We start from the raw sequence: 24,720 nt of genomic DNA, 5'->3' as shown, positions 1-24,720 counted from the left end.
GATTCTCGTACGCTCGTTCTCGCCGACCATTGTTAGTGACTACCTCTCATTGGTTCTCTTCGTTCTTCGGTATAAGCCTACCCTTCAATCTAGTATCGAACACGTTCGGATCGGGGAATTAAACCTCGAATCGATCGAATCAGGGCCTCTTTCCACAAGCTGTCGTTACATTTTCACTTCCTGTTGACGTCCTCGACGGTGTACCCTTCGGCTTCGATCGCGTCGATGATCGCCGCGGCGTGTTCGGCGCCGCTGGTCTCGATTTGAAACACCAGGTACGCTTCGCCGACGGTGAGGTCCTCGACCGCGCGGTCGTGCCGGACCGTCTGGATGTTCGCTCCGTGATCGGCGATGACGCCCGAGATGTCGTCCATCTTTCCGGGCATGTCGTCGATCCGGACGCGCAGCCGCAGGATCTGTCCCCGTTCCGTGAGCGCGTGGATGAGGACGGTCTGCAGCATCGTCATGTCCAGGTTCCCGCCGCCGAGGACGGGCATGACGGTCTCACCGCTGACGTCCAACTGATCGCTCAGAACGGCCGCGACCGACGCGGCGGCCGCGCCCTCGACGACCTGTTTCGCGCGCTCGAGTAGCAGCAGGATCGCGTTGGCGATCTCCGCGTCGGAGACGGTGACGACCTCGTCGACGTGGTCCTCGATGAGGTTGAGCGTCAGGTCGGAGATCCCGCCGGTCGCGATCCCGTCGGCGATGGTATCGACTTCGTCGAGCGTGACCGGGATTCCCTTGTCGAGACTCTCGTGGACGGTTGCGGCCCCCTCGGCCTGGACGCCGACGACGCGTGTCTCGGGGGAGAGGTGGTCGAGCGCGGTGGCGACGCCGCTGATGAGTCCGCCGCCCCCGATCGGGACGACGACGGTATCGACGTCGGGGCAGTCCTCGTGGATCTCGATGCCGAGCGTCCCCTGTCCGGCGACGATGTTCGGATCGTCGTACGCGTGGACGAACTCGACGTCGTTGTCAGCGGCGTAGTCCTGTGCGTACGCCATTGCCTCTTGGAAATCTTGCCCGACCAGTTCGACCGCCGCGCCGTAGCTCCGCGTCGCGTCAATCTTCGCCTGCGGGGCGTGCGTCGGCATCACGATCGTCGAGTTCGCGCCGCATTTCGTCGCCGCGAGGGCGACGCCCTGTGCGTGGTTGCCCGCGCTCGCGGCGACGAACTCGTCGGCCCCGTCGTCGACTGCCTGTCTGATCTTGTTGTACGCCCCGCGCGTCTTGAACGAGCCGGTCCACTGGAGGTGCTCCATCTTCAGGTACACCTCCGCGTCAACCATTTCGCCGAGCGACGTGCTCCGCTCGACCGGCGTCCGCTTGACGACCGTCTCGTCGTCGAAGCGGTCGCGCGCTCGTTCGATGTCTGCATACTGAACTAACGATTCTTGGTCCTGAAATTCACTCATAATTGAATCTGTGGTTGTTGGTTGTCGAACGCTACCGGATGATCTTGTTGCGGCCGGGATCGTACAGCGGCTCGTCGCGGACCGTCGCGTCGTAGGTCTCCCCTTCGCACTCGATCTGCACCGACGTCCCGGCGTCGGCGTACTCGCTGGGCAGGTACGTGTAGGCGATCGATTCGCCGACGCTGTAGCCGTAGTCGCCGGCCTGAACGTAGCCGACGGCCTCGCCGTCAGCGAGCACCGGCCGCCCGCCGAGCATCACGTCGGTCGAATCGTCCAGCGTCAGGCAGGCGACCTCGGTATCGATGCCCTCCTCTTTGGCCTCGACGAGCGCCTCCTTCCCGATGAACTCGGTGTCGAGGTCGACGGCGAAGGGAAGGCCGGCCTCGAGTGGGTTGACGTCCGTGTCGATGTCAGTCCCCCACAGGCGGAACCCTTTCTCGAGGCGCATCGACTCGAGGGCGCCGCCGCCCATGGCCCTGACGTCGAGATCTTGACCGGCCTCCCAGAGCGTGTTCCAAAGCTTCTGGCCGTACTCGGAGGGAGCCCACAGCTCCCAGCCGAGTTCGCCGACGTACGAGACCCGCAGCGCGATCACGGGGACGTCACCGACGTAGAGCCGCTTGCAACTGAAGTACGGGAACTCGTCGTTAGAGACGTCGGCATCGGTGACTCGCTGGAGCAGCAGCCGAGACTTCGGCCCCCACAGTCCGACGGTGCACTTCGCGGATTCCTCGACCGTGACGGAGACGGTATCGGGCGCGTGCTCCTGGAGCCAAGAGCCGTGGATGCCCGGCGAGTTGCCGCCGCCGGTCGTCACCATGTACTCGTCCTCGTCGAGTCGGGCGACGGTGATGTCGGCGAGGATGGTTCCGCCCTCGTTCAGCATCGTCGAGTAGCGGACCCGACCGGTATCGACGTCCATGTCGTTGCTACAGATCCGCTGGAGGAAGTCGCCGGCGTCCTCGCCCTCGACCATGATCGAACTGAACGTCGTCATATCGAACATGGAAACGTTCTCGCGGGTGTGGAGGTGCTCGGCGCCCTCGATCGGGGAGCGGTTGACTCCCTGCCAGCCGTCCCGTTCGGGGATCTGCTCCTCGTACTTCGAGACGAGGTCCGCGTTGGACTCGTACCACTGGGGCGTCTCCCAGCCGCCGCTCTGGTAGAACTCGGCGCCGAGTTCCTGCTGTTGCCCGTAGAACGGACTCACGCGCAGCCCGCGGTGGTCGTCGGGCTGCCACCGCGGTTCGACGATGCTGTACACCTGCTCGTACCGTTTGCCGCCGCGGTCCGTGAAGTAGTCCTTGCACCCGGCGTGAGGTTCGAACCGGTTGACGTGGATGCCGCTCGTGTCGACGGGTCCGGACGGGAGCCGCGGGACGCCGTTCTCCATCCACTCGGCGAGGATCTTCCCGTAGCCGCCGGAGTGGGTCCACCAGATCGCCAGCCCGGTCCAGAGGCCGTCGACCGCCGCCGTCTCGCCGAGCACCGGCATCCCGTCCGGCGTGTAGACGAAGATGCCGTTCTCGGTGACGCGGAAGTCTTTGCCCTCGGTCGCGGGCAGCAGTTCGTCGAACGCCTGCTGGGGCGACTTCTCGCGGTCCGGGTGCGTCGCCTTCGTCCAGTGTTTCTCGGTGAAGCTGTGGACCGACGCCTGGCTGTCCTCGTCGTTTTTCCCCATCTCGTCCGGGTCGACGACCAAGGGTTCGTGGTTGTAGGACCCGAGTCCGTACCCGTCGCCGTGCGTCCGGAAGTACAGCGAGTTGTCCTGGTCGCGACCGACCGGCCGATCCGGCGGCTGGGCCATGAACTCCGTGATCTGACTATCGCCGGGGACCTCGAGTCCGGCGGTGGCGTCGCCGATCGCATCCTCGTTACCTCGGAGCTCCTCGAGCGGATCCGTGACGACGTACTGGTGCTCGACGGGCGTGATCGGCAGGTCAAGGCCCGCCATCTGACCGGTCTGGTAGGCCCAGTTGTTCGTCGCGAGGACGCACCGATCGCACTCGATACGGCCGTTGTCGGTGACGACCGCCTGGATCTCGCCGCCGCCGGTCTCGATGTCCGTTACCTCGGTGTCGCCGAAGAACCGAGCCGACGACGTCTCGATGTACCACTGCAGCGCGTCGGTCCCGGCCACCTGCCCGTCGGTCGGCGAGTAGTAGCCGCCGAGGATCTCCTCCTCGTCGACCAGTGGGAGACGCTCGCTGACCTCCTTGGGCTCGAGGAGCTGCGGTTCCGGCAGTCCGTACGAGGTGGCCCACTCGACGCGCCGCCGGAGGAAGTCCATCCGTTCCTCGGAGCGGGCGACTTCGATGCCGCCGACCTCGGTGTAGACGCCCGCGTCCTTCAGCAGTCGGCTCGTGTAGTGGGCGGTCTTGGTCTGGATCTTCGACGGCGACGTCTGGAACATGATTCCCGGTGCGTGCGTTGACGAACCGCCGGTCACCGGGAGCGGTCCCTGATCGACGACGACCACGTCGTCTGCGCCGAGTTCCGTCAGGTGGTAGGCGATACTACACCCGACGGCCCCGGCGCCGATGATCACTGTCTTGGCTCTCGAAGGCAAGCTCTCTGTGCTCATGTGATACCCACACGTGGTACAGTCCCTCTCATAAATATACCGCTGCCTTAAGTGAAATCGGCGAGCGAGGCCGTTTCACGGAATCGAGAATCCACAACAGAAAAGAGAGTTGATACGTTTTGTGAACGCGGCATCGTCACCGGCTCGACCGGGCGGCCGCGTCTCCGTCGCCGGTCAGGGGAGCGATACGTCGACGTCGGCTTGCAGACTCGCCGCCTTGATCGTATTGTAGAGGAGCATCGTGATCGTGAGCGGCCCGACGCCGCCGGGGACCGGCGTGATCGCGTCGGCCTTCTCCGCCGCGCTCTCGAACTCGACGTCGCCGACGAGTTCGTACCCTTTCTCGGTGTCCGCGTCCACGCGGTTGACGCCGACGTCGATCACGGTTGTTCCCGGCGAGAGCATCGATCCGTCGATCAGTTCCGGAACGCCGGCGGCCGCGACGACGACGTCCGCGTCCCGCGTCTTCGCCGCGAGGTCGTCCGTACGCGAGTGACAGACCGTCACCGTCGCGTTCCCGGTGTCGGACTTCTGGACGAGGAGATTCGCCATCGGTTTCCCGACGATGTTCGACCGGCCGACGACGACGACGTCCGCACCCTCGGTCTCGACGCCCTCCGCCTCGAGCAGTTTCTGGATGCCGTGGGGCGTACACGGCTTGAACCGGGGCGTACCGGTGACCAATCGACCGACGTTCTCCGGGTGAAACCCGTCGACGTCCTTCCGCGGATCGATCCGCTCGAGGACGGCTTGCCGGTCGACGTGATCCGGGAGCGGTAACTGCACGAGGATACCGTGGACCGCCGGATCGCCGTTCAGTTCGTCGATCCGATCGAACAGCGCGTCGGCGGGCGCGTCCGGATCGAGTTCGTGGTGGATGCTCTCGATTCCGAGTTCGTTACAGGCCTGTCGTTTCATCGAGACGTACGTCTCGCTCGCGCCGTCGTCGCTCATCAGGACTGTCGCCAGCCCCGGCGTCGTGCCGGCGTCCGCGAGCGTCTCGAGGCACGGTTCCAGGTCCGCAGTGATACGATCCGCGATCTCGTTCCCGTCGATGATCCGTGTCATAGCTGATCTCGTTCCGATCGCTGCGGGCCGCGTCCGCTCGAGGAGACGGGCCGCTACGGCCGACACCTCGATCGGGTACCGGTGCCGTCGCTCGTCGAGACGGACCGCATCGACCCGCAGCGATGTCGACTAAAGGGTTTCCGGCGAGGGTAATTAATCCACGTGTCGATCGCTACTACGCTCCGCAATCGGGTTCGCCTCAGTAGACGTCCGTCTCCCAAATCGCTCGCTGCGATCGATATCACGTCGGATTCGGCGGACTAATTTATACACCTGTAGTATTTGCGGTGGAAACCTATCCGCCTTCGTGCGCTCTCTTCGAACGGCACCGAACGGTGGTGCCGAAACCGGGACGGAAGAATCCGCAACCGTGACCAGGTACCGTCCCGACTCCCGGGTTTCGCCCACGGCCCCGGGTCCTCATCCTCAACCGGAACTCATACGCTCTTTCCGGTTTCGCGCTTCGGCCGCCGAACGGCGACGGCGTCGCCTCGAGTTATCAGAGATCGTGAATTACAAGCGACGCCGAGCGGATCCGATCGCTATCGAGAGACGCGCAGCGGACCATCGGAGAACTGACGGCGTGGTCTCGTGGCTCCGAAGACCGGGAATCGAGACCCGCTCGGCTACGCGAGCGAGAACGAGCGAGAAGCGACAACGGGGCAGAAGAACGCGTCCTGCGGCGTGGATTGGCGGAGCCGTCGAACGGCCGCCGACGTTACGACAGCACGCGTTCGCGTTCGGGGTCGTAGAGCGGTTCCTCGCGGACGGTCGCCGCGTAGCGCTCGCCCTCGTAGAGGATCTCGACCTCGGTTCCCGGCTCAGCGTACTCCGGCGGCAGGTACGCGTACGCGATACAGGAACGACGGTGTAGTCGTACTCAAACTGGTTTGTGTGTTTATAACTAGCGTTGTGATACGCCGGAGATGGACAGATATCTCTATCGCCGACGGTCATCGATCGTCAACAGAAGGTCAGCGTTCTAACGGATGGAGTTTCGCGACCGACGCCGGTGAGCCGCGATCGATCGAGGAAATAACAGCGATATCAATGTGAAGAAGCGGACGCTCGAGGCGAAAATATCGAGGCGACACCGACGACGGACGACCGTCTCGTCGAGCGTCGGGAATCGGCCGCGCCGTCGCGGGGTTCGGTCACCGGTGGGCGGGGCGGTCGAGATCCCGGTCAGCGACGGTCTTCAGCAACGCGATCAGCGCGTCGGCCGCCGCGTCGAGCAGCTCCTCGCCCAGCTCCGCGCTCGCCTCGCGCGGATCGCCGACGACGCCGTTCTCGGTGAACTCGGCCGAGTCGAACGCGAGATTGACTCGCCCCTGCCAGTCGCCCCAGCGCTCGCTCCCGTTCTCGGCAGCCTCCTCGAGGCGGTCCTCGCGGACGGCACCGGGATTCGCGTGCTGTACCAGCGCCGTCTCGAGCGGCCCGCCGTGGCCCATGCGGGAGCTGTGTTCGCCGACCTCGTCGAACCACGTGAACGGCACGGTATAGGCGTCGTCGCGTCGAGTGATCCGGCCGGCGACCTCCTGGAGAGCGCTCGTATTGCCGCCGTGGCCGTTGACGAGAACGATTCGATCGAACCCGTGGTGGGCGAGGCTGCTGACGATATCGCGGACGTACGCCTTGAACGTTGACTCCGAGGTCCAGAGGGTGCCGGTGAACTGCCGGTGTTCCTCGGCGATACCGACGGGGACCGCGGGCGCGACCGCGACCGTCCCCTCGTACCGCTCCGCGGCCGCCTCCGCGACCGCCTCGGCGTTGAGCGTGTCTGTTCCCAGCGGCGCGTGCGGGCCGTGTTGCTCCGTGCTCCCGACCGGGAGCAGCGCGAGATCCGTTTCGACCGCGTCTATCTCCGTCCACGTCGCTCGCTCGAGATGCATACGGCCGATCGCTGAACGTGTAGTCGCATAAAACATCACCTCTTCGAGAGACGTGCAAACTTACAAGTTCGAACGAGGGATTGAATGAGTATGGAGTACGAGACCGTTACCCATACGACCGCTGAACGCCGTCTCGCTCGCTTGCCGTCCGGGACGGACGTCGCGGTGACCGTCCATCGGTACGACGGCGGAGCCGGACCGACCGCCTACGTGCAGGCTGCACAGCACGGCATCGAACTCAACGGAACGGCCGCGCTGCGTCGATTGCACCACCACCTGCTGACCGCTGATCTCGCCGGTACGGTGATCGCCGTGCCGGTCGTCAATTCGCTCGCGTTCGATCACGGATTGTACGTCACGCCGCAGGCGGTCGACGCGGTCAACTCCAACTGTAATCGCGTCTGGCCGGGCGACGAAGCGGGAACCCTGCAGGAACGGATCGTCGCCCAACTGTGGGAGCTGATCGAGTCGACCGACGTCGTGATCGATCTGCACACCGGGACCCCGGACATGCTCGAGCACGTCAGATTCCAGCCCGGAAACCGGAAGTCACGGACCCTCGCGGCGATGTTCGGGGCCGACTATCTCCTGACCGACGCGACGTCCGACGATGAACCGGACGACGGCACAGGGGACGGCGACGCAGCGGACGATGACGAGCCGTATCAGGGCAAGCTCCGAACGGCCGCCGCACGGGCCGGGATTCCGGCGATCGTCCCGGAACTCTCGAACAGTCGCCAGATCGATCACGACGCGGCACATCGCGGGGTCCGCGGACTCCGGAACGTCCTCGGCGAACTGGGGATGCTCCGCGAGGAACCGGCGCCGACGCCGTCGCAGACGATCCTTCGAGACGACGAGGGGCGGATCGGCACGGACGCTTCGGGGCTCTTCGAACCGAATCCGGAGGTCACCGTCGGTGATCGCGTGTCCGCGGGAACCGAACTGGGGACGGTGTACTGTCCCTCGACGTTCGAGGAACGCCAGTGCGTGACGACGACCGATGCCGGCGTGATCTACTCGCTCACCCGCGAGTCCGTCGTGACCGCCGGCGAGAAGGTCGCCTGTATCGCGGAGCGAGCGTGATTGGCCGTCGATCGGTCTGATTCAGCCGCGGGCGATCGAGGTACAGAAGTTCTCGACGATGCGTTTCCCCGACTCGGTGAGAATGCTCTCCGGGTGGAACTGGACGCCGACGTGGGGCAACTCGGCGTGGCGAACGCCCATGACGATCCCCCGATCGTCGTCGGTGTGGGCGGTCTCGATCAGTTCCGCCGGCAGGTCGTCGCGTTCGACCGCCAGCGAGTGATAGCGACCGACCTCGAAGGGATTCGGCACGCCGTCGTACAGCCCCGTTCCGTCGTGGTTCACCGCAGACGTCTTTCCGTGGACGACGTCGGGCGCGCGTCCGACGGACACCCCGTGAGCGGCACAGAGAGCTTGATGACCGAGACAGACGCCGAACGTCGGATACTCGGTCTCGGCGAAGATATCGACGGAGACGCCGGCCTCGGCGGGCGTCCCGGGGCCCGGGGAGACGACGATCCCGTCGGGATCGAGGTCGTGGATGCCCTCGAGGTCGATCTCGTCGTTGCGTCGGACGATCACGCCGTCGAACTCGCCGACGTCCCGCGGCGTCGCCGCGGGGCTTTCCGGAGCGATCGCTTCGGCGACGTACTGAACGAGGTTGTACGCGAATGAATCGTAGTTGTCGATGACCAGGATCATCCCGCATCACCGACCGCGTCCGTTGCGGTCTCGAGGGCGAACGACGCCCGCTCACCCAAGGCCTCGTCGACTGCCGTCACGAGCGCCCGTGCCTTGTCGAGCGTCTCGTCGTACTCCCGATCGGGAACGGAATCGTGGACGACGCCGGCGCCGACGCGCAGATGGTACTCGTCGGCGTGGCGGACCAGCGTTCGGATGACGATGTTCAGCGTCGCCCGATCGTCGAAGCCGAAGATCCCGATGCTCCCGGTGTAGGGGCCGCGGCGGGTCGCCTCGAGTTCGTCGATGATTTCCATCGTCCGCGGCTTCGGCGCGCCCGTGATCGTGCCGCCCGGAAACACCGCCGCGACGGCGTCGGCGATGCTCGCGTCGTCTCGCAAGGTTCCCTCGACGAGGGAGACGAGGTGCATGACTTCCGAGTACCGGTCCACGCGGCGATAGTCCGTCACCGACACGGAACCGTACTCGCTGACCTTCCCGAGGTCGTTGCGCTCTAAGTCGACGAGCATCGCGTGTTCGGCGCGTTCCTTCTCGTCGTCGCGGAGATCGGCCTCCAATCGCTCGTCTTCGGCCGGCGTCCGCCCGCGGGGCCTGGTTCCGGCGATCGGTTCGGTGACGAGCGAACCGTCGCGGACCTCGAGCAGCAGTTCCGGACTCGCGCTGACGAGGTCGACGCCCGGGAACTCGAGCAGTCCCGAGTATGGGGCCGGGTTCACGCGTCGGACCGCGTCGAAGACGTCGACCGGATGGGCGGCCGCCGGGGCGACGAGTCGGTGGGAGACGTTCGCTTGAAACGTATCGCCGTCGCGAATGTATCGCTTGACTCGCCGAACGCGGTCGGCGAACGCCGCTCGACCGCACTCGCTCTCGAACGCGGCCCGGGTCGCGTCGACCGGCGGACTGCGGTCCGCTTCGCTGCCGTCGATTGCCGCCTGCGCGAGGGATTGAGCCGCCGCTCGACCGGTCTCGTAGGCGTCGGCGGGATCGTCGTCGACCACGGGACAGGCGGTCACTCGTAGTTCCGTTTCGCTGTCGCGTGGTTCGGTCCACGCGGCGACCCGGTCGAAGACGCCCAGTTGAAGCCGCGGCAACCCGCGTTCGTCGCTCGTCGTCGACGGCAACGACTCGAGTTCCCTGGCGACGTCGTAGGAGAGCCAGCCGAACGCACCGCAGGGATACGGAACCGAGCAGTCTCCGCGTACCAACCGCTCGCGCTCGAGGAGCGCGTCGATCGTTCGGATCGTCGGACTTCCACCGTCCCGATCGACCGCGTTCGAAGTTACTCGAATCCGTTCGACGGGATCAACACCGAAGTAGCCCCAGCCAGACTGCCCGCCGGTCGTCTCGAGGTAGAACCCGTCGGCCTCGTCGGTCCGGGCCCTGCAATAAGCGTCAAACGGATCGGCGACGGAGACGCGTACTTCGACCGGGACGCGAGCGCCGTCCGGTGCGCTCTCGGCAGTCTCCGCGAACGATTCGCTATCGGTTATAACCGTGATCGTGCTCATGGCGGATACCCGCTACCGGGACCGGCCGCCCGCCGTCCCGGAAGCGTTCGTATCAGGAGCCCAAGCGAGAGTATAAAAATGTTGTGCCACGAGTAGGCAGACCTCAATATAACGGGTAGCCTGACAATTGGAGAGTAGTACCGCTCTCGGGCGGGTTTTCCCGGAGACATATGAAGGGGTGAACTATTCCTCATGTATCCTTATCCCAAATGAACGGATGATTATGGGTATCATGGGAGTCAGTGCCTCGATTGAGAAGCTCTCTCGAATAATCGAACGATACGAGGCGAACGGGGGCGAGATCCATCGCGTCGACGCGACGGTTCGAGGGGACGGTGATGAACCGAGCATCGCGATCGACGTCGTCGTTCCGCTGTGTTCGGCCGCGGGGGCGCCGGCCAGCGAGGCCGAAGCGACACCACGAGCGGCGACGGTCGGGGAGAACGGCGGTCTCTTCCTCGAGTTTCCGCCGTCGGCCGTGCCGGAGATCGACGAGTTCGCGCCCGCGGACGTGTCGTGCGTCACGGAGGAAGCGACGGTTACCTCGGAGGGGACCGTCGTTGTCACGTTCGACCTCAGTCTCGAGGCGAACGCGGAGCCGAGCAGTGAGACGGCAAACGGGACCACCGAGCCCGACGGGAGCGTAAGCGAATCGACTACTCCCATCGAGTGCGATCGCTCGGATCGCGAGGCACCGATCGATTCGCTCGAGGGGGCGGTAACGGCCGACGAGTCGAAGCCGGAGTCGGCGACCGAAAGCGAGGACGAACGCGCGCCCGACTCCCGCGATCGATCCGCCTCAGATTCGGCTCCGAACGCGGTGACGAGCGACATCGCGATCGACGACGAGACCGAGCGTGCACTCGCGGCCGCACGGAACGAAGACCTGCCGCCGTACGACGACATCGAATATCTAGAGTGTCTGTACGACTCCTTCGATACGTTCACCGCGATGGCGGAGGTGCTCGAGATGGACGTCGCGTCCGAGACCGTTCGGCGATATATGATCGACGCCGGCATCCACGAGCCGACGTCCTACGAAACGACCGCGCCGGACGAGGACGACGCGACGACCGACGGTTCGGAAACGACGACTGGCCAGCAGGATTGCTCCGCCGCTGAAGACCGGGAACCGACGACCGACGGCGAGCTCGATCGATCGGCGACGGCCGACGATTCGGCCGCGTCCGTCCCGGAGAAACCGCTCGTCGCCGACGGGATCGGTCTTCCCGACGACATCGAAATCGACGAACTGATGGACGCGATCGAGTCGTCCATGACGTTACACGACGTCACCCGGAATCTCGGCCTCGAGCGCGGTCGGACCCGCGAACTGCTCGAGCAGCTGAATCTGCTCGATCTCGTCGTAAAACGCGTCTACGACTCGGACGAACCCACGCGACACCCCTCGCGAAACGAGATCGCCGACCGGATCCGCGGGAGCGTCGCCGACGACCAGTAACGCGAGCCGCCGTGGGACGACTCCCGAAGCGCCAGCAGTGCGCACCGCCCCCTCTCCCGCTGTTCCCGCCCTCTGGCACCCACTCCATCCACGAGTCGCCGAGACAGACTAGATGCCCGCGACCGGGACATACTACACGGGATACCGGTCGACTCGTCTCGACGGGCCGCAATCGCCGTCCTCGATCGCGGCGCGATCGGTCTCGACGACCTTACGCGCGAAGTCGCGACGCTCGAGGTGACCGAACCCGCGGACGACGCGATCGAACGGATGGAACTCTCGTTCCGGCACGTCCACCTGCCGATGCTCGAGGACGCGGGAATCGTCCGCTACGTCTCCGAACCGGGACAGGTCGCGTTGCTGGAAAACGAACGGAGAACCGTCTCCGAACGCTCCTCCCCGAGTCCCTTCGGTCGTCGTTCTCGCGACGACCGGCATCGGTCGTCAACGCGGCCCGACATCGCCTCGGCGAACGATCGATCCCGGTGATCGAATCGCTCTCGAGCCGAGCTTTCTCCCCGGATCGGTCGTCCACTTATAATCGTGTTCAATATCACAGGTCAACAGTTTTTAGGCCTCGTTGTGTTATTGGTAACGTATGACGCAGTGGGACGATTCACAGGCGAAAGCGGTGAGCGAGGACATCACGGAGAAGTCGAACGCGCTGCCGGCCCGGTACTTCACCGACGATGACGTCTTCGAGATGGAGAAAGACAAGGTGTTCGGCCAGTACTGGGTGTACGCCGGCCACGCCAACTGTATCAAGGAATCGGGCCAGTACTTCACCCGGACGATCGGTGATCGCCAACTGATCGTCGTTCGCGGTCACGACGGCGAGGTCAAAGCGTTCGACAACGTCTGTGCCCACCGCGGCTCGAAGATGGTCGAGGACACGCCGATGACCGACCCCGGCGATGCAAAGCGAATCAAGTGTCCGTACCACCTCTGGACGTACGACCTCGACGGAGAGCTCAAAAGCACGCCCAAGAGCTTCGAAGAAGCGGGCCTGAACCCCGACCTCGAGGACGAAGACGTTCAGAAGTTCGACGCCGAAGAGAACGCCCTGAACGATGTGCACGTCGACACCATCGGCCCGCTGATCTTCGTGAACCTCAGCGAGGATCCGATGCCGCTGGCCGAACAGGCCGGCGTGATGAAAGACCGCCTCGAGGCGCTGCCCCTCGGGGAGTACGAACACGCCACCCGAATCGTCTCGGAGGTCGAGTGCAACTGGAAGGTGTTCGCGAGCAACTACTCGGAGTGCGACCACTGCCAGGCCAACCACCAGGACTGGATCAAAGGCATCTCGCTCAACGAGTCCGAACTCGAAGTCAACGACTACCACTGGGTGCTCCACTACACCCATGCAGAGGACGTCGAGGACGAGATGCGGATCCACGACGAACACGAGGCCCAGTTCCACTACTTCTGGCCGAACTTCACGGTCAACATGTACGGCACTGCCGACGGCTACGGCACCTACATCATCGATCCGATCGACACCAACCGGTTCCAGCTCATCGCGGACTACTACTTCCGCGACAGCGAACTCTCCGAGGAAGAGCGCGAGTTCGTTCGCACGAGCCGCCAGCTCCAGGAAGAGGACTTCGAATTAGTCGAACGTCAGTGGGAAGGGCTCAGAACGGGCGCGCTCGCCCAGGCTCAGCTCGGCCCCAACGAACACACCGTCCACCGCTTCCACCAGCTCGCGCAGGAAGCCTACGACTCGTGATGGTATCGCCTCTGCATAATCGATCGACACTGAAACACGACAATCAGAACCAGAACCCATGAGTACCCAAGATCAGGCACCGTACGTCGCGTCCTGTCCGGAGTGTGACGTCGATCTGCAAACCGACGCTCCGAATGAGATCATCGAGTTCCACCGCCGTCACTATCGCGTGACGGGTCACGAGGCAGAGTTCGAATACGCCCAGTTGGATTTAGACGAGGACGTCACGAGTGACGGTCTCAAGGACGTCGTCTGGCAGCTACAAGAGCAGTACGAGAACGGCGTCCCGATCGGCGTCGTCGCGGCGGTGATGTCCGACCGCGGACTATCGATCGGCGAGACGTTAGACGAAATCCACGAGGTGCGGATGACCGGCGGACTGTACGAACCACAGGACGATCATCTGGGCGCGTTCTGACGTTGGTCCCGATCCTAGAGTCGCGTGCCGCGATGTCTAGTCGAGCCAGTTTGAGAAGCGAGCAGGTCGTAACGTCGAGTTGGTCGACGCTCGCAGACCTGCTCAGCGAGAGCTATGAGGCAGATTTAAAAGAATTTTGAGAGAGCGAGCGGTCGACGACGCCCGTTAGGGTGTTCGCTGTCCGTCTCCGCCAGACTGGTTGTTCGCTGCGGGAGACGACAACGATTCTCGCTGAATTAGGCGTTGAACGTTCTCACGGTGCGGCTTGAAACTAGGTGTATCGGCCGGCTAACAGCGGACGCGACCCGCCGATGTCCACGAGACGACGCTCTCGGGCGGCCGCTTGGAGCGCTTTCCGCTCCACTGGTCGGCGAATCGAAGGTTCGCCTCGCTAACAGGACGCTTCACGTTCTGCGGACGGTACAGCCGTCGCGGGTCGCTGTTAATGAAACCGCTCTCAAAACCAACGGCGAGTGGTCTTGACTGTACGATGCAATATACCTCGAGGCAACGTTAATTCTCGATGTTTCGTTGGTTAGTCGACACGGCACTGATCCGACGGCTGCATTTCTGCAGAAACTCCGTGAGAGACACGATCTCTGTGACGATGAGTTTCCCGTCGATCAATTTGGCTATCGGACTATCCTCTCGCGAGTCGGACTGAGTGGTCGGGTCAACTAAAATGTCCGAAACCGCACCGAAAAGTGGTTTCATCCCCTCCAAAATGCGAATTCACTGTTTCTATAATTCCTGGGTAGGAAGGTAGCCGAGCGCCCGATGAATATCTTGGACAGTTCGTACATTACTACAACTATCACCGTCCGTACTAGTCACTCGACCAATAATCGCCACTGGGGGTGTTAAACTAGGCGGTACCATACTGTGACAGTTTTCACATCCTCTGACTACGCTGTATTTTGAGATCGAGGCGAATTCAGGATTTGTCGTCTGCTCCCGTCCCCGCAATTCATCAAATTTTGCCGCTTAGCACCGTTGAGCGGGTTTGTGTGTAGTAAGAAAGCTAAATTGAACCTACTGAATCTACTTCACCTATTATAGATATTGCACAATATCTACCTATCGTAGCTATTCTTACTGTTGAAGGCTCAGGAATCCGGATTCGATTTCCCGAAGCGAGATTCTTACCAACGTAGTTGCCACTCCTTCCTTCTAAATCTCGATATTATCGCGGTAGACGAAACCGTACCGTAGAGACCTCATCAGAACTTGATACGCTCTTCGTCCCGCAAGTGCCGAAATATCTACGGCGATACTGGAGTAGTTGGCTGTTTCTGACTCCCGATCAGCCGACGACCATCGCGCGCTCCACGAGGTCCTCGCCGTACATCTCCTCTAAGTCCTCGTGCTGGTCCGGTCGATTCTCGTAGACGTCCTGGAACAGCGTGATCGGGGTCTGGGCCGCCTGGTAGGTGGCCTCGTCCCACATTCGGTCGTTGCTGATCTCGACCTCGACTCCGTCGACGACGATGGTCGCCGATCGTTCCATCGCGATCGCGCCCTTTCCGGCTTCCTTGGCCGCTTCGAACTCCTCCATCGAGTCGACGATGTCGTTCAGACTCGGGATGTAGGAGGCCAGATTCAGGAGTTCCTGGGAGAGTTCGTCGCTGTCGAGTTCGCGCTCGTCGCCGCCGACGCTGAGTTTGTACCGGTCGTCCGCCGCCTCTTCGAGTTCGATCGCGTCGCCCTCGTAGACGTAGTGGTCGTCCTCCGCTTCGAGTTCGATCTCGCGGTCGTCGACCTCGAGGAGCCAGCTCCCCTCCTTCGGCGGGAGCGGCGACTTATTCGCCTCGACGACCTGGCCAGGGGTCAGCGACCAGATTCCGAGCATCCCCTTCGCCTGGTTGTCGGTCATCCGCTCGTGGTAGCCCTCGACGTCGCGGATGTCGTCGTAGGGACCGTCGATCGCGATCAGTCCGGCCGCGCTCGCGCCGCGGGAGGTGTTGTGTCGCAGCTCCGGCCACGGCGGCAGTTCGCCCGTGGGCGTGATCGCGCGCATGTCCTTGGTGTAGTCGACTTCGCCGTCGACGAGGAGGAACAGCCGCTCTAAGTTGTTCGAGGGTTTGCCCATCTCCTCGCGGAGGTCGCCGAGAGCCAGCTCGGCCTCGCCGCTCTCGACGATGACCGACATGGCCAGACTTCCCTCTTCCAGCCCGTGCTCGTTTTCCACGATGGTGATGAACTCGTCGGCCTTCTTCCAGTCGTCGATGTCGCCGACCTCCGGGATCACGACGCCATCGAGGTGTTCGACGGCCCCGTTTTCGGGATCCGCGAGCTCGAGGATTTGCTGGAAGCCCTGGTATCGGGTCTCAGGGCTCTCGCGGTGCCAGACGACGCGGGGGTGGATCTCGCCGGGGACGTCGGCGCCGTGTTCGGACAGCACGTCGATGATGTTCTCGATTCCCTCGTCGCGCATCGAGGGGGCCGTCGCGTCCTCGTTGTCCGGCACCCAGACGTCCGGCGCTTCGATGCCGCTGAGCTGGGCGGCACGGCGCAGCATCTTGGCGGAATCGTCTTCCCCTTTCACGGCCGTCGGCGTCGTAAAGAACGTTCGAACGAACTTCCGATCGTGAAGGCGATCAGTGTGCGTACTCATGAATCCAATTATCGATATTCTTTCCTACTATTAATATTGTGCGGTGCGCTCTCTCGGTAGCCCCTATCACGGTCGACCGCACGAATCGTAGTTATCTCCCACTTCCAACCGGTTTTGTCGGCAGTTTCTACCGGATCGACACCCACGATCGGGCGTAGCGAAGTAGAACGTCAGACACGGATCGCTGACAGCGCTCGCGTCGTCAGACGTTGTATTTGTTGAGCTCGATCACGTTCACCGTTCGCTGGAGTTCGCTGACGAACTCGTTCGACTCCCAGTCGTCGTCGATCCGGGCGGTCGGCCCCGACACGCTGATCGCGCCGATGACGTCCGAATCGAACTTGATCGGCGCGGCGATACAGCGAAGCCCCTCGAGTCGCTCCTCGTCGTCGACCGCGAAGCCGCGCTCTCTCGTCCGCTCGAGTTCCTCGAAGAGTTTCTCGCGCGACGTTATCGTCTGGGGCGTCACCTGCGGCAGGCCGTGTTGGTCGATGATCGCGTCGACGCGATCCGCCGGGAGCCGAGAGAGGATCGCCTTCCCGAACGCCGTGCTGTGCATGTGGTGTCGACAGCCGATGTAGGTGTCCAGTTCGACCGCGCGCTCGCCCTTCGAACGGCACAGGTAGACGCCCTTGCCGGCCTCCTCGACGACGAGGTGGACCAGTTCTCCCGACTTCTCGGCCAGTTCTTCGACCTTCGGCTCCGCGACCTTGTAGACGTCTCTCTCGGCTCGGATCTGCCCGCCGATATCGAGGAACTTGAGGCTGAGACGGTAGGTTTTGGTCTCCGGGTCCTTCACGACGTAGCCGTGTTTCTCGAGCGTGCTGAGGTGGTTGTGGACCGCGCTCTTTCCCATCTCGAGTTCGTTCGCGACCGTCGTCACTCGAGCCTCCCCCAACCGATTGAGTTCCGCGATGACTTGCAACGATTTCTCGGTCGTCCGGACCGGGTGTTTCGCCCGTTTCGTCATACCGTACTGTATTATCACGGGAAGTATAAGTGTTGTTCTCACATAGCAAACAATGGGTCCGCCGGAATCGAGGAGAGTCCCCAGTTATCGTTTTCCGTCGGCGGCGCACTGGGGATCCTCCGGTTCCCGCCGATCATCGCCCGCCTCCAGGCTGCTTCCGGGCAATATCGTTTCGGACAGTGACTCGAACGGCGTCGGACCGATAGTCGCGTTTTGTGTGAAAACGGATCCGACCGCGCGTCACCGCGGATAATTGCGAATCTCTGCCTGTCGACCGCAAGAGGCGTTTTCCCCGATCGATCGTTCTGGAATAGAAAACGCCCACCCGCGGTCGCTTTGTTCCTCTCCGTTTCACGGCGACACTATCTCGTCTATTTACAGATGTACCAGTGTAATTCAATCGGGCGATGCGTTCAGGTTCGGCGATGATTCTGGAATAGAGAACGACCGAACGGACGTCTCCCTCGTCGGCGGTTCGCGTCGTCGAGGGCCCGATAGCCGCGTCTCGTCGGTTCTCCTGTCGATGCGTACCCCGTCATCGCGGAACATGGACGGATCACGGATGAAATGTGAGCAAGACTGGCGGAACCGGACGGAAAACGGGCGAACGGACGGAACACGAATGGCATACGATGACGGCGAGAGACGACGGAGGTAACTCTCGTAGAATCAGTGATCCGCGTCGCACCGAACTCCGTGAGCCGCGCTACACCGGAGTCAGTCCAACGGCTCGACGAGTTCGACTTTCCGACCGTCCGGGTCGTAGACGAACGCCGTTCGAGCACCGGCCTCGGGCTGATCGCCCGGTTCTTTGACGACGCCGTAGTGATCGATCTCCGCGAACACCTCGTCGACGTCGTCGACGCCGATGGCGAGGTGGTCCCAGGCCGTTCCCTCTTCGAACTCTGTCTCACCGTCGGTATCGGAAAGCTGCAGTTCGATCCCGTTCTCGTCCGCGATGTACCGGTTTTGCGTTTCGCCGTCCGGCGTTTCGAACTCCCAGCTCTCCTCGAACCCGAACTGTTCGTAGAACTCGATCGTCTCGTCGGCGTCGGCGACGTTGATGTTGAGATGGATGAACTCCATATCTCAGTTCCCGACGACCATTCTCTTAAAGTCGTTGATCAGTGCTCGAGGCGACCGGCTCGAGACACGGGTCGGTCCCCAATCAGTGTATCTTTCGCAGGTAACGGATGCAAATAATGGCAGGGTTTATAATAATTGATGTACGAAGAAGCATACGATGGCTGTTGAAAAGCCACAGGGCGATCTCAGCAACTACGAGGAGTTTCGAAATACGCTCGACCACGACTACAGCGACGTCGGCGAGTACGCCGAACTCGCGGACGATTTGCGATCGGTTATGAAGGGGGAGGTTCGGTTCGACGAGTACGCACAGGTGCTGTACTCGACCGACGGAAGCATCTACCAGGCCCGGCCGGCCGGTGCCGTTCTCCCGCGGGACACGGAGGACGTGCGAAACGCTATCCGCGTCGCGGCCGAGCACGACGTCCCGATCATGGCCCGCGGCGCCGGGTCGTCCCTCGGCGGACAGACCGTGGGGCCGGGCTGCGTCGTGCTCGATCTGTCGACCTACATGGACGACATCCTCGAGGTCGACGCCGAGGAGAAACGGGCGCGCGTCCAACCGGGTGTCGTCCAGGACCACCTCGACGACCACCTCGCACAGTACGGCCTCAAGTTCGCGCCGGATCCTGCTTCATCGAACCGCGCGACGATCGGCGGCGGGATCGGGAACAACTCGACCGGCGCCCACTCCGTTCGCTACGGAATCACCGACGCCTACACCGAGGAGTTGAACGTCGTCCTCGCCGACGGCTCGCTGATCCACACCCGCGAAGTCGTCCTCGACTCCGAAGAGTACGAGGAGATCGTCTCGAGGGGCGACCGCGAGGCGGAGATCTACCGAACCGTTCGCGCGCTCGTCGAGGAGAACGCCGACGAGATCGAGGCCCGCTATCCGGACCTCAAGCGCACCGTCTCCGGCTACAACCTCGACAGGGTGATCTACGAGAACGAGGACGGAGAGACGGTCATCAACCTCTCGAAGCTCTTCGTCGGCGCGGAGTCCACCCTCGGCGTGATCGTCGAAGCGGAGCTCAGTCTTGTGACCCTCCCCGAGGAAACGGCGCTCGTGCTCTACTGTTTCGACGATCTGATCGACGCGCTCGAGGCCGTCCCCGAGGCCCTCGAGTTCGATCCCAGCGCGGTCGAACTGATGGACAGCGAGGTGTTCAGGCTCGCCCGGGAGTCCGAGCAGTTCTCCCGCTACGAGGCGCCGATCCCCGACGGGACGGAGGCGGCGCTGATGCTGGAGTATGACTCCGAACTCCACGACGACTTCGAAGCGGCGATCGGGCGGACGAACGCCCACTTCGTCGATGAGGGCGACGCCTTCGAAGCCCTCGAGGCCTACACCGAGGACGAGCAGGCGGACCTCTGGAAGCTCCGGAAGGCGGCCATTCCGCTGCTGATGAGTCTCGAGGGCGATCCGAAGCCGTACCCGTTCATCGAGGACGCGACGGTTCCGCCCGAGGAACTCGCCGAGTACGTCCAGAAGTTCATGGGGATCCTCGACGACCACGACACCTCGGCGGCGTACTTCGCCCACGCGGGCAGCGGCACGCTCCACATCCGGCCCATCCTCAACCTGAAGGAGGACGAGGGCGTCCAGGCGATGCAGTCGATCTCCGGGGACGTGACGGACCTCGTCGTCGAACACCACGGCTCGTTCTCCGGCGAGCACGGCGACGGGCTCGCCCGCACGGCGTTCAATCCGAAGATGTACGGCGAGGACCTCTGGGCCGCGTTCCAGGAGGTCAAGTCGGTCTTCGACCCCGACTGGCGGATGAACCCCGGCAAGGTCGTCTACACCGACGAGAACCCGACCGACATGCGCGAGAACCTCCGGTACGGTGCGGGCTACACGTCGATCGAGCCCCAGACGAAATTGGACTTCACCGACGAGGGCGGGTTCTCGCAGCTCGTCGAACTCTGCAACGGCTGTGGGACCTGTCGGCAGACCGACGACGTGATGTGTCCGACCTACCGGGGGATGAAAGACGAAATCGCGACGACCCGCGGTCGCGCGAACATGCTCCGGGCAGCGATCTCCGGCGAGATCGACGAGGAAGAAATGTACTCCGAGCGCTTCCAGGAGGAGGTGCTCGACCTCTGCGTCGGCTGCAAGGGCTGCAAGAGCGACTGTCCGACCGGGGTCGATCTGGCGAAACTCAAGGCCGAGACCAAACACCAGTACCACGAGCGGGAGGGGATCGGGCTGCGCGAGCGGCTGTTCGGCAACATCGATACGGTCTCGAAGCTCGGAAGCGCGCTCGCGCCGCTGGCCAACGCCGGGAAGCAACTGCCTGGCAGTCGCCTCGTGATGGAGAAGGTCGCCGGCATCGCGCCCGAGCGGACGCTGCCCTCCTTCGAGCGCGAGTCCCTCCAGGAGTGGTTCGCCCGGCGCGGGTCGCGGGTGAGCCCGGAAGCGGCCCACCGGAAGGTGGTGTTGTTCCCCGACACCTACACGAACTACAACTACACCCGGCCCGGGAAAGCCGCCGTGCGCGTGCTCGAGTCGGCCGGCGTCCACGTCGAGATCCCCGAGGACGTCGCGCCGAGCGGCCGCGCGGCGTTCTCGGTCGGCATGCTCGACGCGGCCGAGGATCGCGCCCGAACGAACGTCGACCTGTTCGCCGAGTACATCGAGGACGGGTACGACGTCGTCGCGGTCGAACCGTCCGACGCGGTGGTCTTCCAGGACGAGTACCGCGATCTGGTGAGCACGCCGCAGGCCGAGACCGTCGCCGCCCACGCCTACGGCATCAGCGAGTACATCGACAAGTACCGGCTCCTCGAGCGACTGCCCCTCGACGAGACCGAGGAGACGCTCGCGTATCACGGCCACTGCCACCAGAAGGCGACCGGGAAGGACCACCACGCCGTCGGCGTCCTCCGGCGGGCCGGCTACGCGGTCGACCCGATCGACTCTACCTGCTGCGGGATGGCCGGCTCGTTCGGCTACGAGGCCGAACACTACGACCTCTCGAAGGCGATCGGCGAGCGGCTCTACGAGAAGTTAGACGAGAGCGACGGAATGCCGGTCGCGCCCGGCGCGTCCTGCCGGAGTCAGATCGGCGATCAAGAAACTCGAGACGAGAGACCGCCACATCCGATCGAGAAGGTGAACGACCTCCTCACGGGATCGTAGTCGCCTCCCCGATTCAGGGGCGGTTTCGCGAACTCGGACTCGCGCGAAACTCGGATTCACACGCTGGCACCCATTCACGAGCCGATTCCGGATTCGCAAACTAGTGGGATGCCCTCTCGAGACGCATCGAAACGAGAACCAGCAGCAGCTATCGTCAGCGACCGCTTCGCCGCCGCGGATCGAGCAGTTCCACCGGGTGGACGGCGTCGCGCTCGAGCAGCGAGCCGAGCTGGTCCTCACAGGAGGTGCCGCTCGCGGCAACGATCCGATCCCGCGCCTCGGGCTCGGTGAACTGCTCGCGGAGGCGGTCGCCGACGTCCACGCTCAGCTCGTAGTACTCGGACTTGTAGCCGAAGCTGCCGGCCATCCCGCAGCACTCGACGTCGCTCTCGAGGACGTCGTAGCCGACCTCCTCGAGGACCGTCGTCGTGTACGGCTCGAGGCCGAGGGTCCGCTGCTGGCAGTGGGAGTGGTAGGCGATCTCGGCGTCGGCGCCGCCGAGCGCGTCGGCGTCGGCGCCGTTCTCGAGCAGTCCGTAGACGTACTCGAGCACCTCGTAGCTGCCCTCGCGCAGGCGCTCGAACGACGCCTCGGGCAGCAGCTTCTCATACTCCCGGCGGAACATCGCGAGGTCCGACGGTTCGACGACGACCACGTCCCGGCCCGCATCGATGTGTTCGGCGAGGGCGGCGTAGACCCGGCTGGCGCGCTCGTCCGCAGTGTCGATCATCCCCTGCGAGAGCGGCGCGCGGCCGCTCTCGGGCACCGCGGGGATCCGAACGCGAACGTCCAGCGCCTCGAGGACCCGGACCGCCGCCTTGCCGCGGTCGACGTCGACGTGGTTCGTATAGGTGTCGGGATAGAGGACGACCTCCCGTTTCGCGTCGGCCGCATCGACCCGTGACCCCCGACTCTCGAACCAGTCTCGAAGCGTTTCGCGCTTGAACTCCGGCAGTTCGCGCCGACTGTCGACGCCGGCGACTCGCTCGAGGACCGTTCGCGCCGGTCCGGCGGCGGCGAGCCAGTTGGAGACGGGCGCGGTCGCGCTCCCGAGTTTCGCGAGCGCCTCGTAGTTGCCGAACAGTCGTTTCTGCAGGTCGATCCCGCCCGGTTCCTCGTCGGGCGTGAGCCCCTCGACCAGGAACTCGAACTGTCCCGCTTCGCCTCCGCGGTTGAGCCGGTCGCGGACGACGGTGTTGATCCACGGAATGTCGATCTTCACCGGACACTGGTTGACGCAGCGCGAACAGCCCGTACAGAAGTCGTTGAACTCGGCGGCGCTGTCGTAGCCGTGGACGCCGGCCTCCCAGCCGGTCGCGATGCCGCCCGAGTAGGTCTCGCCGCCGAAGGCGTGGCCGCCGACTGACTGGAAGTTCGCACACGAGTTGGCGCAGGCCGAACACCGAATGCAGTAGAGCGTCTCCCGCAGCTGGTCGTCCTCGCGCATGGCCATGCGGCCGTTGTCGATCAACACGAGGTGGAACTCCCGGTCGTCGTCGCGGTCCGCGAACGCGACGTCGGGCTCGTCGACGTCGACGACGGGCGACTCGACCGGTGGCGTCAGCAAGGAGATGTAGGAGGTGATGTCCTGGCCCGTGCCCGAGCGCCCGATCAACTCGATGAACGGGGACAGATCCTCGACGCTGGGGACGATCTTCTCGACGCCCGCCACCGCGACGTGCGTGTCCGGGACGACGGCCGACTTGCGGGCGTTGCCCTCGCTCGTGACGAGCGCGATCGTCCCCGAGTCGGCGGTGATGAAGTTCGCGCCGGTCATCCCGACGTCCGCCTCGCGGATGAGCCTGCCCAGCCGCTCGCGGGCGAACGCGGTCAGCTCCTCGGCGGTCTCGAGGGGCTCCTCCGGATTGAACCGCTCGTTGAACAGCCGGGCGATGTCCGCTTCAGATCGGTGGATCGCGGGCGCGACGATGTGCGACGGCGCCTCGTCGGCCACCTGTAACACCCACTCGCCGAGGTCGGTCTCGACGACGTCGACGCCGTCGGCCTCGAGGGCCTCGTTGACCTCGAGCTCCTCGGTGGTCATCGACTTCGATTTGACGAGCCGATCGGCGTCCTTCTCGCTCGCGACCTCCCTGATGTAGCGGTTGGCGTCGGCGGCGTCGTCGGCGAGATAGACGGTCCCGCCGTTGTCCTCGACGGTCGCGGTTAGTTCGTCGATCAGCTCCGGCAGCCGCTCGATGGCGTTCTCCTTGATCGCCCGCGCCTCGGATTTGAGCTCCTCGTAGTCCTCGAGGTCAGCCACCGACTCATATCGGCCCCGGTTGAACCCGATGGTGTTCTCCTCGACCGCGTCGCCCTCCGTCTCGAGCAGGCGGCGGATGTGCGCCGCCTTCGAACGGCGGCCGTCGGCGTCACTCATCGGTCTCACCGTCCTCGAGCAGGACGACGTGGACTGCCTTTGGTCCGTGCGCGCCGCGGACGAGCGCTCCCATGTCGGCCGTCGCGCTGGGTCCCGTCGCGAGGATCGCGCTGCCGCCGTCTCGCAGTACGGGTCCGAGGCGATCGATCGCCGTCGGCATGTCCGGCACGAGGTCCGACTCCCGGAGGATCGGAACGTGCAGTTCCGGGAAGAGACTGACCTGTTCGCTCCCGTCCGGCCGCGCGGGCAGGACGACGCTCCCGTAGTCGGCGATGCCGAGCGAGGCCGACGTGACGCTCGTCGTCGCCGCCTCGAGCGTCGCCGGCGTCGGCGCGTCGTCGATCCAGTTGGGCAGCGAGACCGCATCGAACTCGAGGGGCGTTCCGATCACCGGCTCGCGGACGATCTCCTCGAGCGTGGACTCGAGGTCCGTCGGTTCGGTGCGCGTCACTGGCACCTCGAGATCGGCGAGCGACTCCTCGAACCGCTCCCGCGTCGTCTGTACGTCGACTGTCATACCCGAAACCACCGAGGCCGGCTATTTCATTGTTCCCCTCGTTTTCGACGCGAGTACCGCTTCGATGAGGAACGGTGGTCGGACGCGTTTCGATCGGCGCTCGCTCACCACCCGAGGATGTCGCGTCGAAAGTCGACCTGTATTATCAATACAGCTTTTCGCTCGCTCGAGATCTGCTTCGACTGGTATCGCTTC

Annotated in this window: 17 protein-coding genes and 2 pseudogenes; 7 read left to right on the top strand and 12 right to left on the bottom strand. The window is 63.9% G+C overall.

The window, feature by feature from the left end; translation table 11 throughout:
• Positions 1–173: 173 nt before the first annotated feature.
• The 5 genes and pseudogenes from ilvA to HTUR_RS22840 form a co-directional block, all read right to left on the bottom strand.
• Complete coding sequence (gene ilvA, locus HTUR_RS22855; RefSeq protein ID WP_012945729.1) at positions 174–1,418, bottom strand: threonine ammonia-lyase; 1,245 nt, start codon at positions 1,416–1,418, stop codon at positions 174–176.
• 31 nt (positions 1,419–1,449) lie between these two features.
• Positions 1,450–4,002, bottom strand: coding sequence for a GcvT family protein (locus HTUR_RS22850; protein ID WP_012945728.1), 2,553 nt, complete (start codon positions 4,000–4,002; stop codon positions 1,450–1,452).
• A 174-nt stretch (positions 4,003–4,176) separates the two neighbouring features.
• Complete coding sequence (locus HTUR_RS22845; RefSeq protein WP_012945727.1) at positions 4,177–5,070, bottom strand: bifunctional methylenetetrahydrofolate dehydrogenase/methenyltetrahydrofolate cyclohydrolase; 894 nt, start codon at positions 5,068–5,070, stop codon at positions 4,177–4,179.
• Positions 5,071–5,788: 718 nt separating this feature from the next.
• Positions 5,789–5,932, bottom strand: a pseudogene (locus tag HTUR_RS28225) (glycine cleavage T C-terminal barrel domain-containing protein); the annotation flags it as partial.
• Positions 5,933–6,224: 292 nt separating this feature from the next.
• The gene (locus HTUR_RS22840) at positions 6,225–6,962 is read right to left on the bottom strand and encodes a creatininase family protein (RefSeq protein WP_012945726.1); all 738 of its coding nucleotides are present in this window, start codon (positions 6,960–6,962) and stop codon (positions 6,225–6,227) included.
• 90 nt (positions 6,963–7,052) lie between these two features.
• On the opposite strand from HTUR_RS22840, the gene HTUR_RS22835 reads away from it, so the two are divergent.
• Positions 7,053–8,048 (top strand): succinylglutamate desuccinylase/aspartoacylase family protein, encoded by a 996-nt coding sequence (locus HTUR_RS22835; protein ID WP_049942062.1) that lies wholly within the window; start codon positions 7,053–7,055, stop codon positions 8,046–8,048.
• Positions 8,049–8,069: 21 nt separating this feature from the next.
• Here the strand turns inward: HTUR_RS22835 and HTUR_RS22830 are convergent, their stop codons facing one another.
• Together HTUR_RS22830 and pabB are read right to left on the bottom strand one after the other, a co-directional pair.
• The gene (locus tag HTUR_RS22830; RefSeq protein WP_012945724.1) at positions 8,070–8,690 is read right to left on the bottom strand and encodes an anthranilate synthase component II; all 621 of its coding nucleotides are present in this window, start codon (positions 8,688–8,690) and stop codon (positions 8,070–8,072) included.
• Positions 8,687–10,198 (bottom strand): aminodeoxychorismate synthase, component I, encoded by a 1,512-nt coding sequence (gene pabB, locus HTUR_RS22825; protein WP_012945723.1) that lies wholly within the window; start codon positions 10,196–10,198, stop codon positions 8,687–8,689. Before pabB ends, HTUR_RS22830 begins: the two co-directional genes overlap by 4 nt.
• 232 nt (positions 10,199–10,430) lie before the next feature.
• Between pabB and HTUR_RS22820 the strand changes: the two genes are divergently transcribed.
• From HTUR_RS22820 to HTUR_RS26120, 5 genes and pseudogenes are all read left to right on the top strand, one after another.
• On the top strand, positions 10,431–11,660 hold the full coding sequence (locus HTUR_RS22820; RefSeq protein WP_049942088.1) for a hypothetical protein: 1,230 nt from the start codon (positions 10,431–10,433) through the stop codon (positions 11,658–11,660).
• Between the two features lie 72 nt (positions 11,661–11,732).
• Positions 11,733–12,149, top strand: coding sequence for a DUF7344 domain-containing protein (locus tag HTUR_RS28850; protein ID WP_449271838.1), 417 nt, complete (start codon positions 11,733–11,735; stop codon positions 12,147–12,149).
• Positions 12,150–12,258: 109 nt separating this feature from the next.
• Positions 12,259–13,392, top strand: coding sequence for an aromatic ring-hydroxylating oxygenase subunit alpha (locus HTUR_RS22810; protein ID WP_012945720.1), 1,134 nt, complete (start codon positions 12,259–12,261; stop codon positions 13,390–13,392).
• A gap of 58 nt (positions 13,393–13,450) precedes the next feature.
• Entirely contained in the window at positions 13,451–13,810 is a 360-nt protein-coding gene (locus HTUR_RS22805; RefSeq protein ID WP_012945719.1) for a hypothetical protein, read from the top strand.
• 32 nt (positions 13,811–13,842) lie between these two features.
• A pseudogene (locus tag HTUR_RS26120) lies at positions 13,843–14,640 on the top strand (IS6 family transposase).
• Between the two features lie 473 nt (positions 14,641–15,113).
• On the opposite strand, the gene aceB reads toward HTUR_RS26120, so the two are convergent.
• The 3 genes from aceB to HTUR_RS22785 all read right to left on the bottom strand — a co-directional run bounded on the left by aceB (position 15,114) and on the right by HTUR_RS22785 (position 18,480).
• Positions 15,114–16,424 carry a malate synthase AceB gene (gene aceB / locus HTUR_RS22795; RefSeq protein WP_012945717.1) on the bottom strand — a complete coding sequence of 437 codons (1,311 nt, stop codon included), beginning with the start codon at positions 16,422–16,424 and terminating at the stop codon, positions 15,114–15,116.
• Positions 16,425–16,626: 202 nt separating this feature from the next.
• Positions 16,627–17,394, bottom strand: coding sequence for an IclR family transcriptional regulator (locus HTUR_RS22790; protein WP_012945716.1), 768 nt, complete (start codon positions 17,392–17,394; stop codon positions 16,627–16,629).
• 717 nt (positions 17,395–18,111) lie between these two features.
• Positions 18,112–18,480, bottom strand: a complete 369-nt coding sequence (locus HTUR_RS22785) for a VOC family protein (protein ID WP_012945715.1) — start codon at positions 18,478–18,480, stop codon at positions 18,112–18,114.
• 157 nt (positions 18,481–18,637) lie between these two features.
• Here HTUR_RS22785 and HTUR_RS22780 point away from each other — a divergent pair, with 157 nt between their 5' ends.
• A complete protein-coding gene (locus HTUR_RS22780) occupies positions 18,638–21,628 on the top strand; it encodes an FAD-binding and (Fe-S)-binding domain-containing protein (protein WP_012945714.1) in 2,991 nt (996 codons plus the stop codon).
• Positions 21,629–21,782: 154 nt separating this feature from the next.
• Here the strand turns inward: HTUR_RS22780 and HTUR_RS22775 are convergent, their stop codons facing one another.
• Together HTUR_RS22775 and HTUR_RS22770 are read right to left on the bottom strand one after the other, a co-directional pair.
• A complete protein-coding gene (locus tag HTUR_RS22775; protein ID WP_012945713.1) occupies positions 21,783–24,008 on the bottom strand; it encodes an LUD domain-containing protein in 2,226 nt (741 codons plus the stop codon).
• Positions 24,001–24,525 (bottom strand): LutC/YkgG family protein, encoded by a 525-nt coding sequence (locus HTUR_RS22770; RefSeq protein WP_012945712.1) that lies wholly within the window; start codon positions 24,523–24,525, stop codon positions 24,001–24,003. The genes HTUR_RS22775 and HTUR_RS22770 overlap by 8 nt, the downstream gene beginning before the upstream one ends.
• Positions 24,526–24,720: the final 195 nt, after the last annotated feature.

The organism is Haloterrigena turkmenica DSM 5511, assembly GCF_000025325.1.
GTDB classification, from domain to species: Archaea; Halobacteriota; Halobacteria; order Halobacteriales; family Natrialbaceae; genus Haloterrigena; species Haloterrigena turkmenica.
This window is presented reverse-complemented; position numbering and strand designations above follow the sequence as displayed.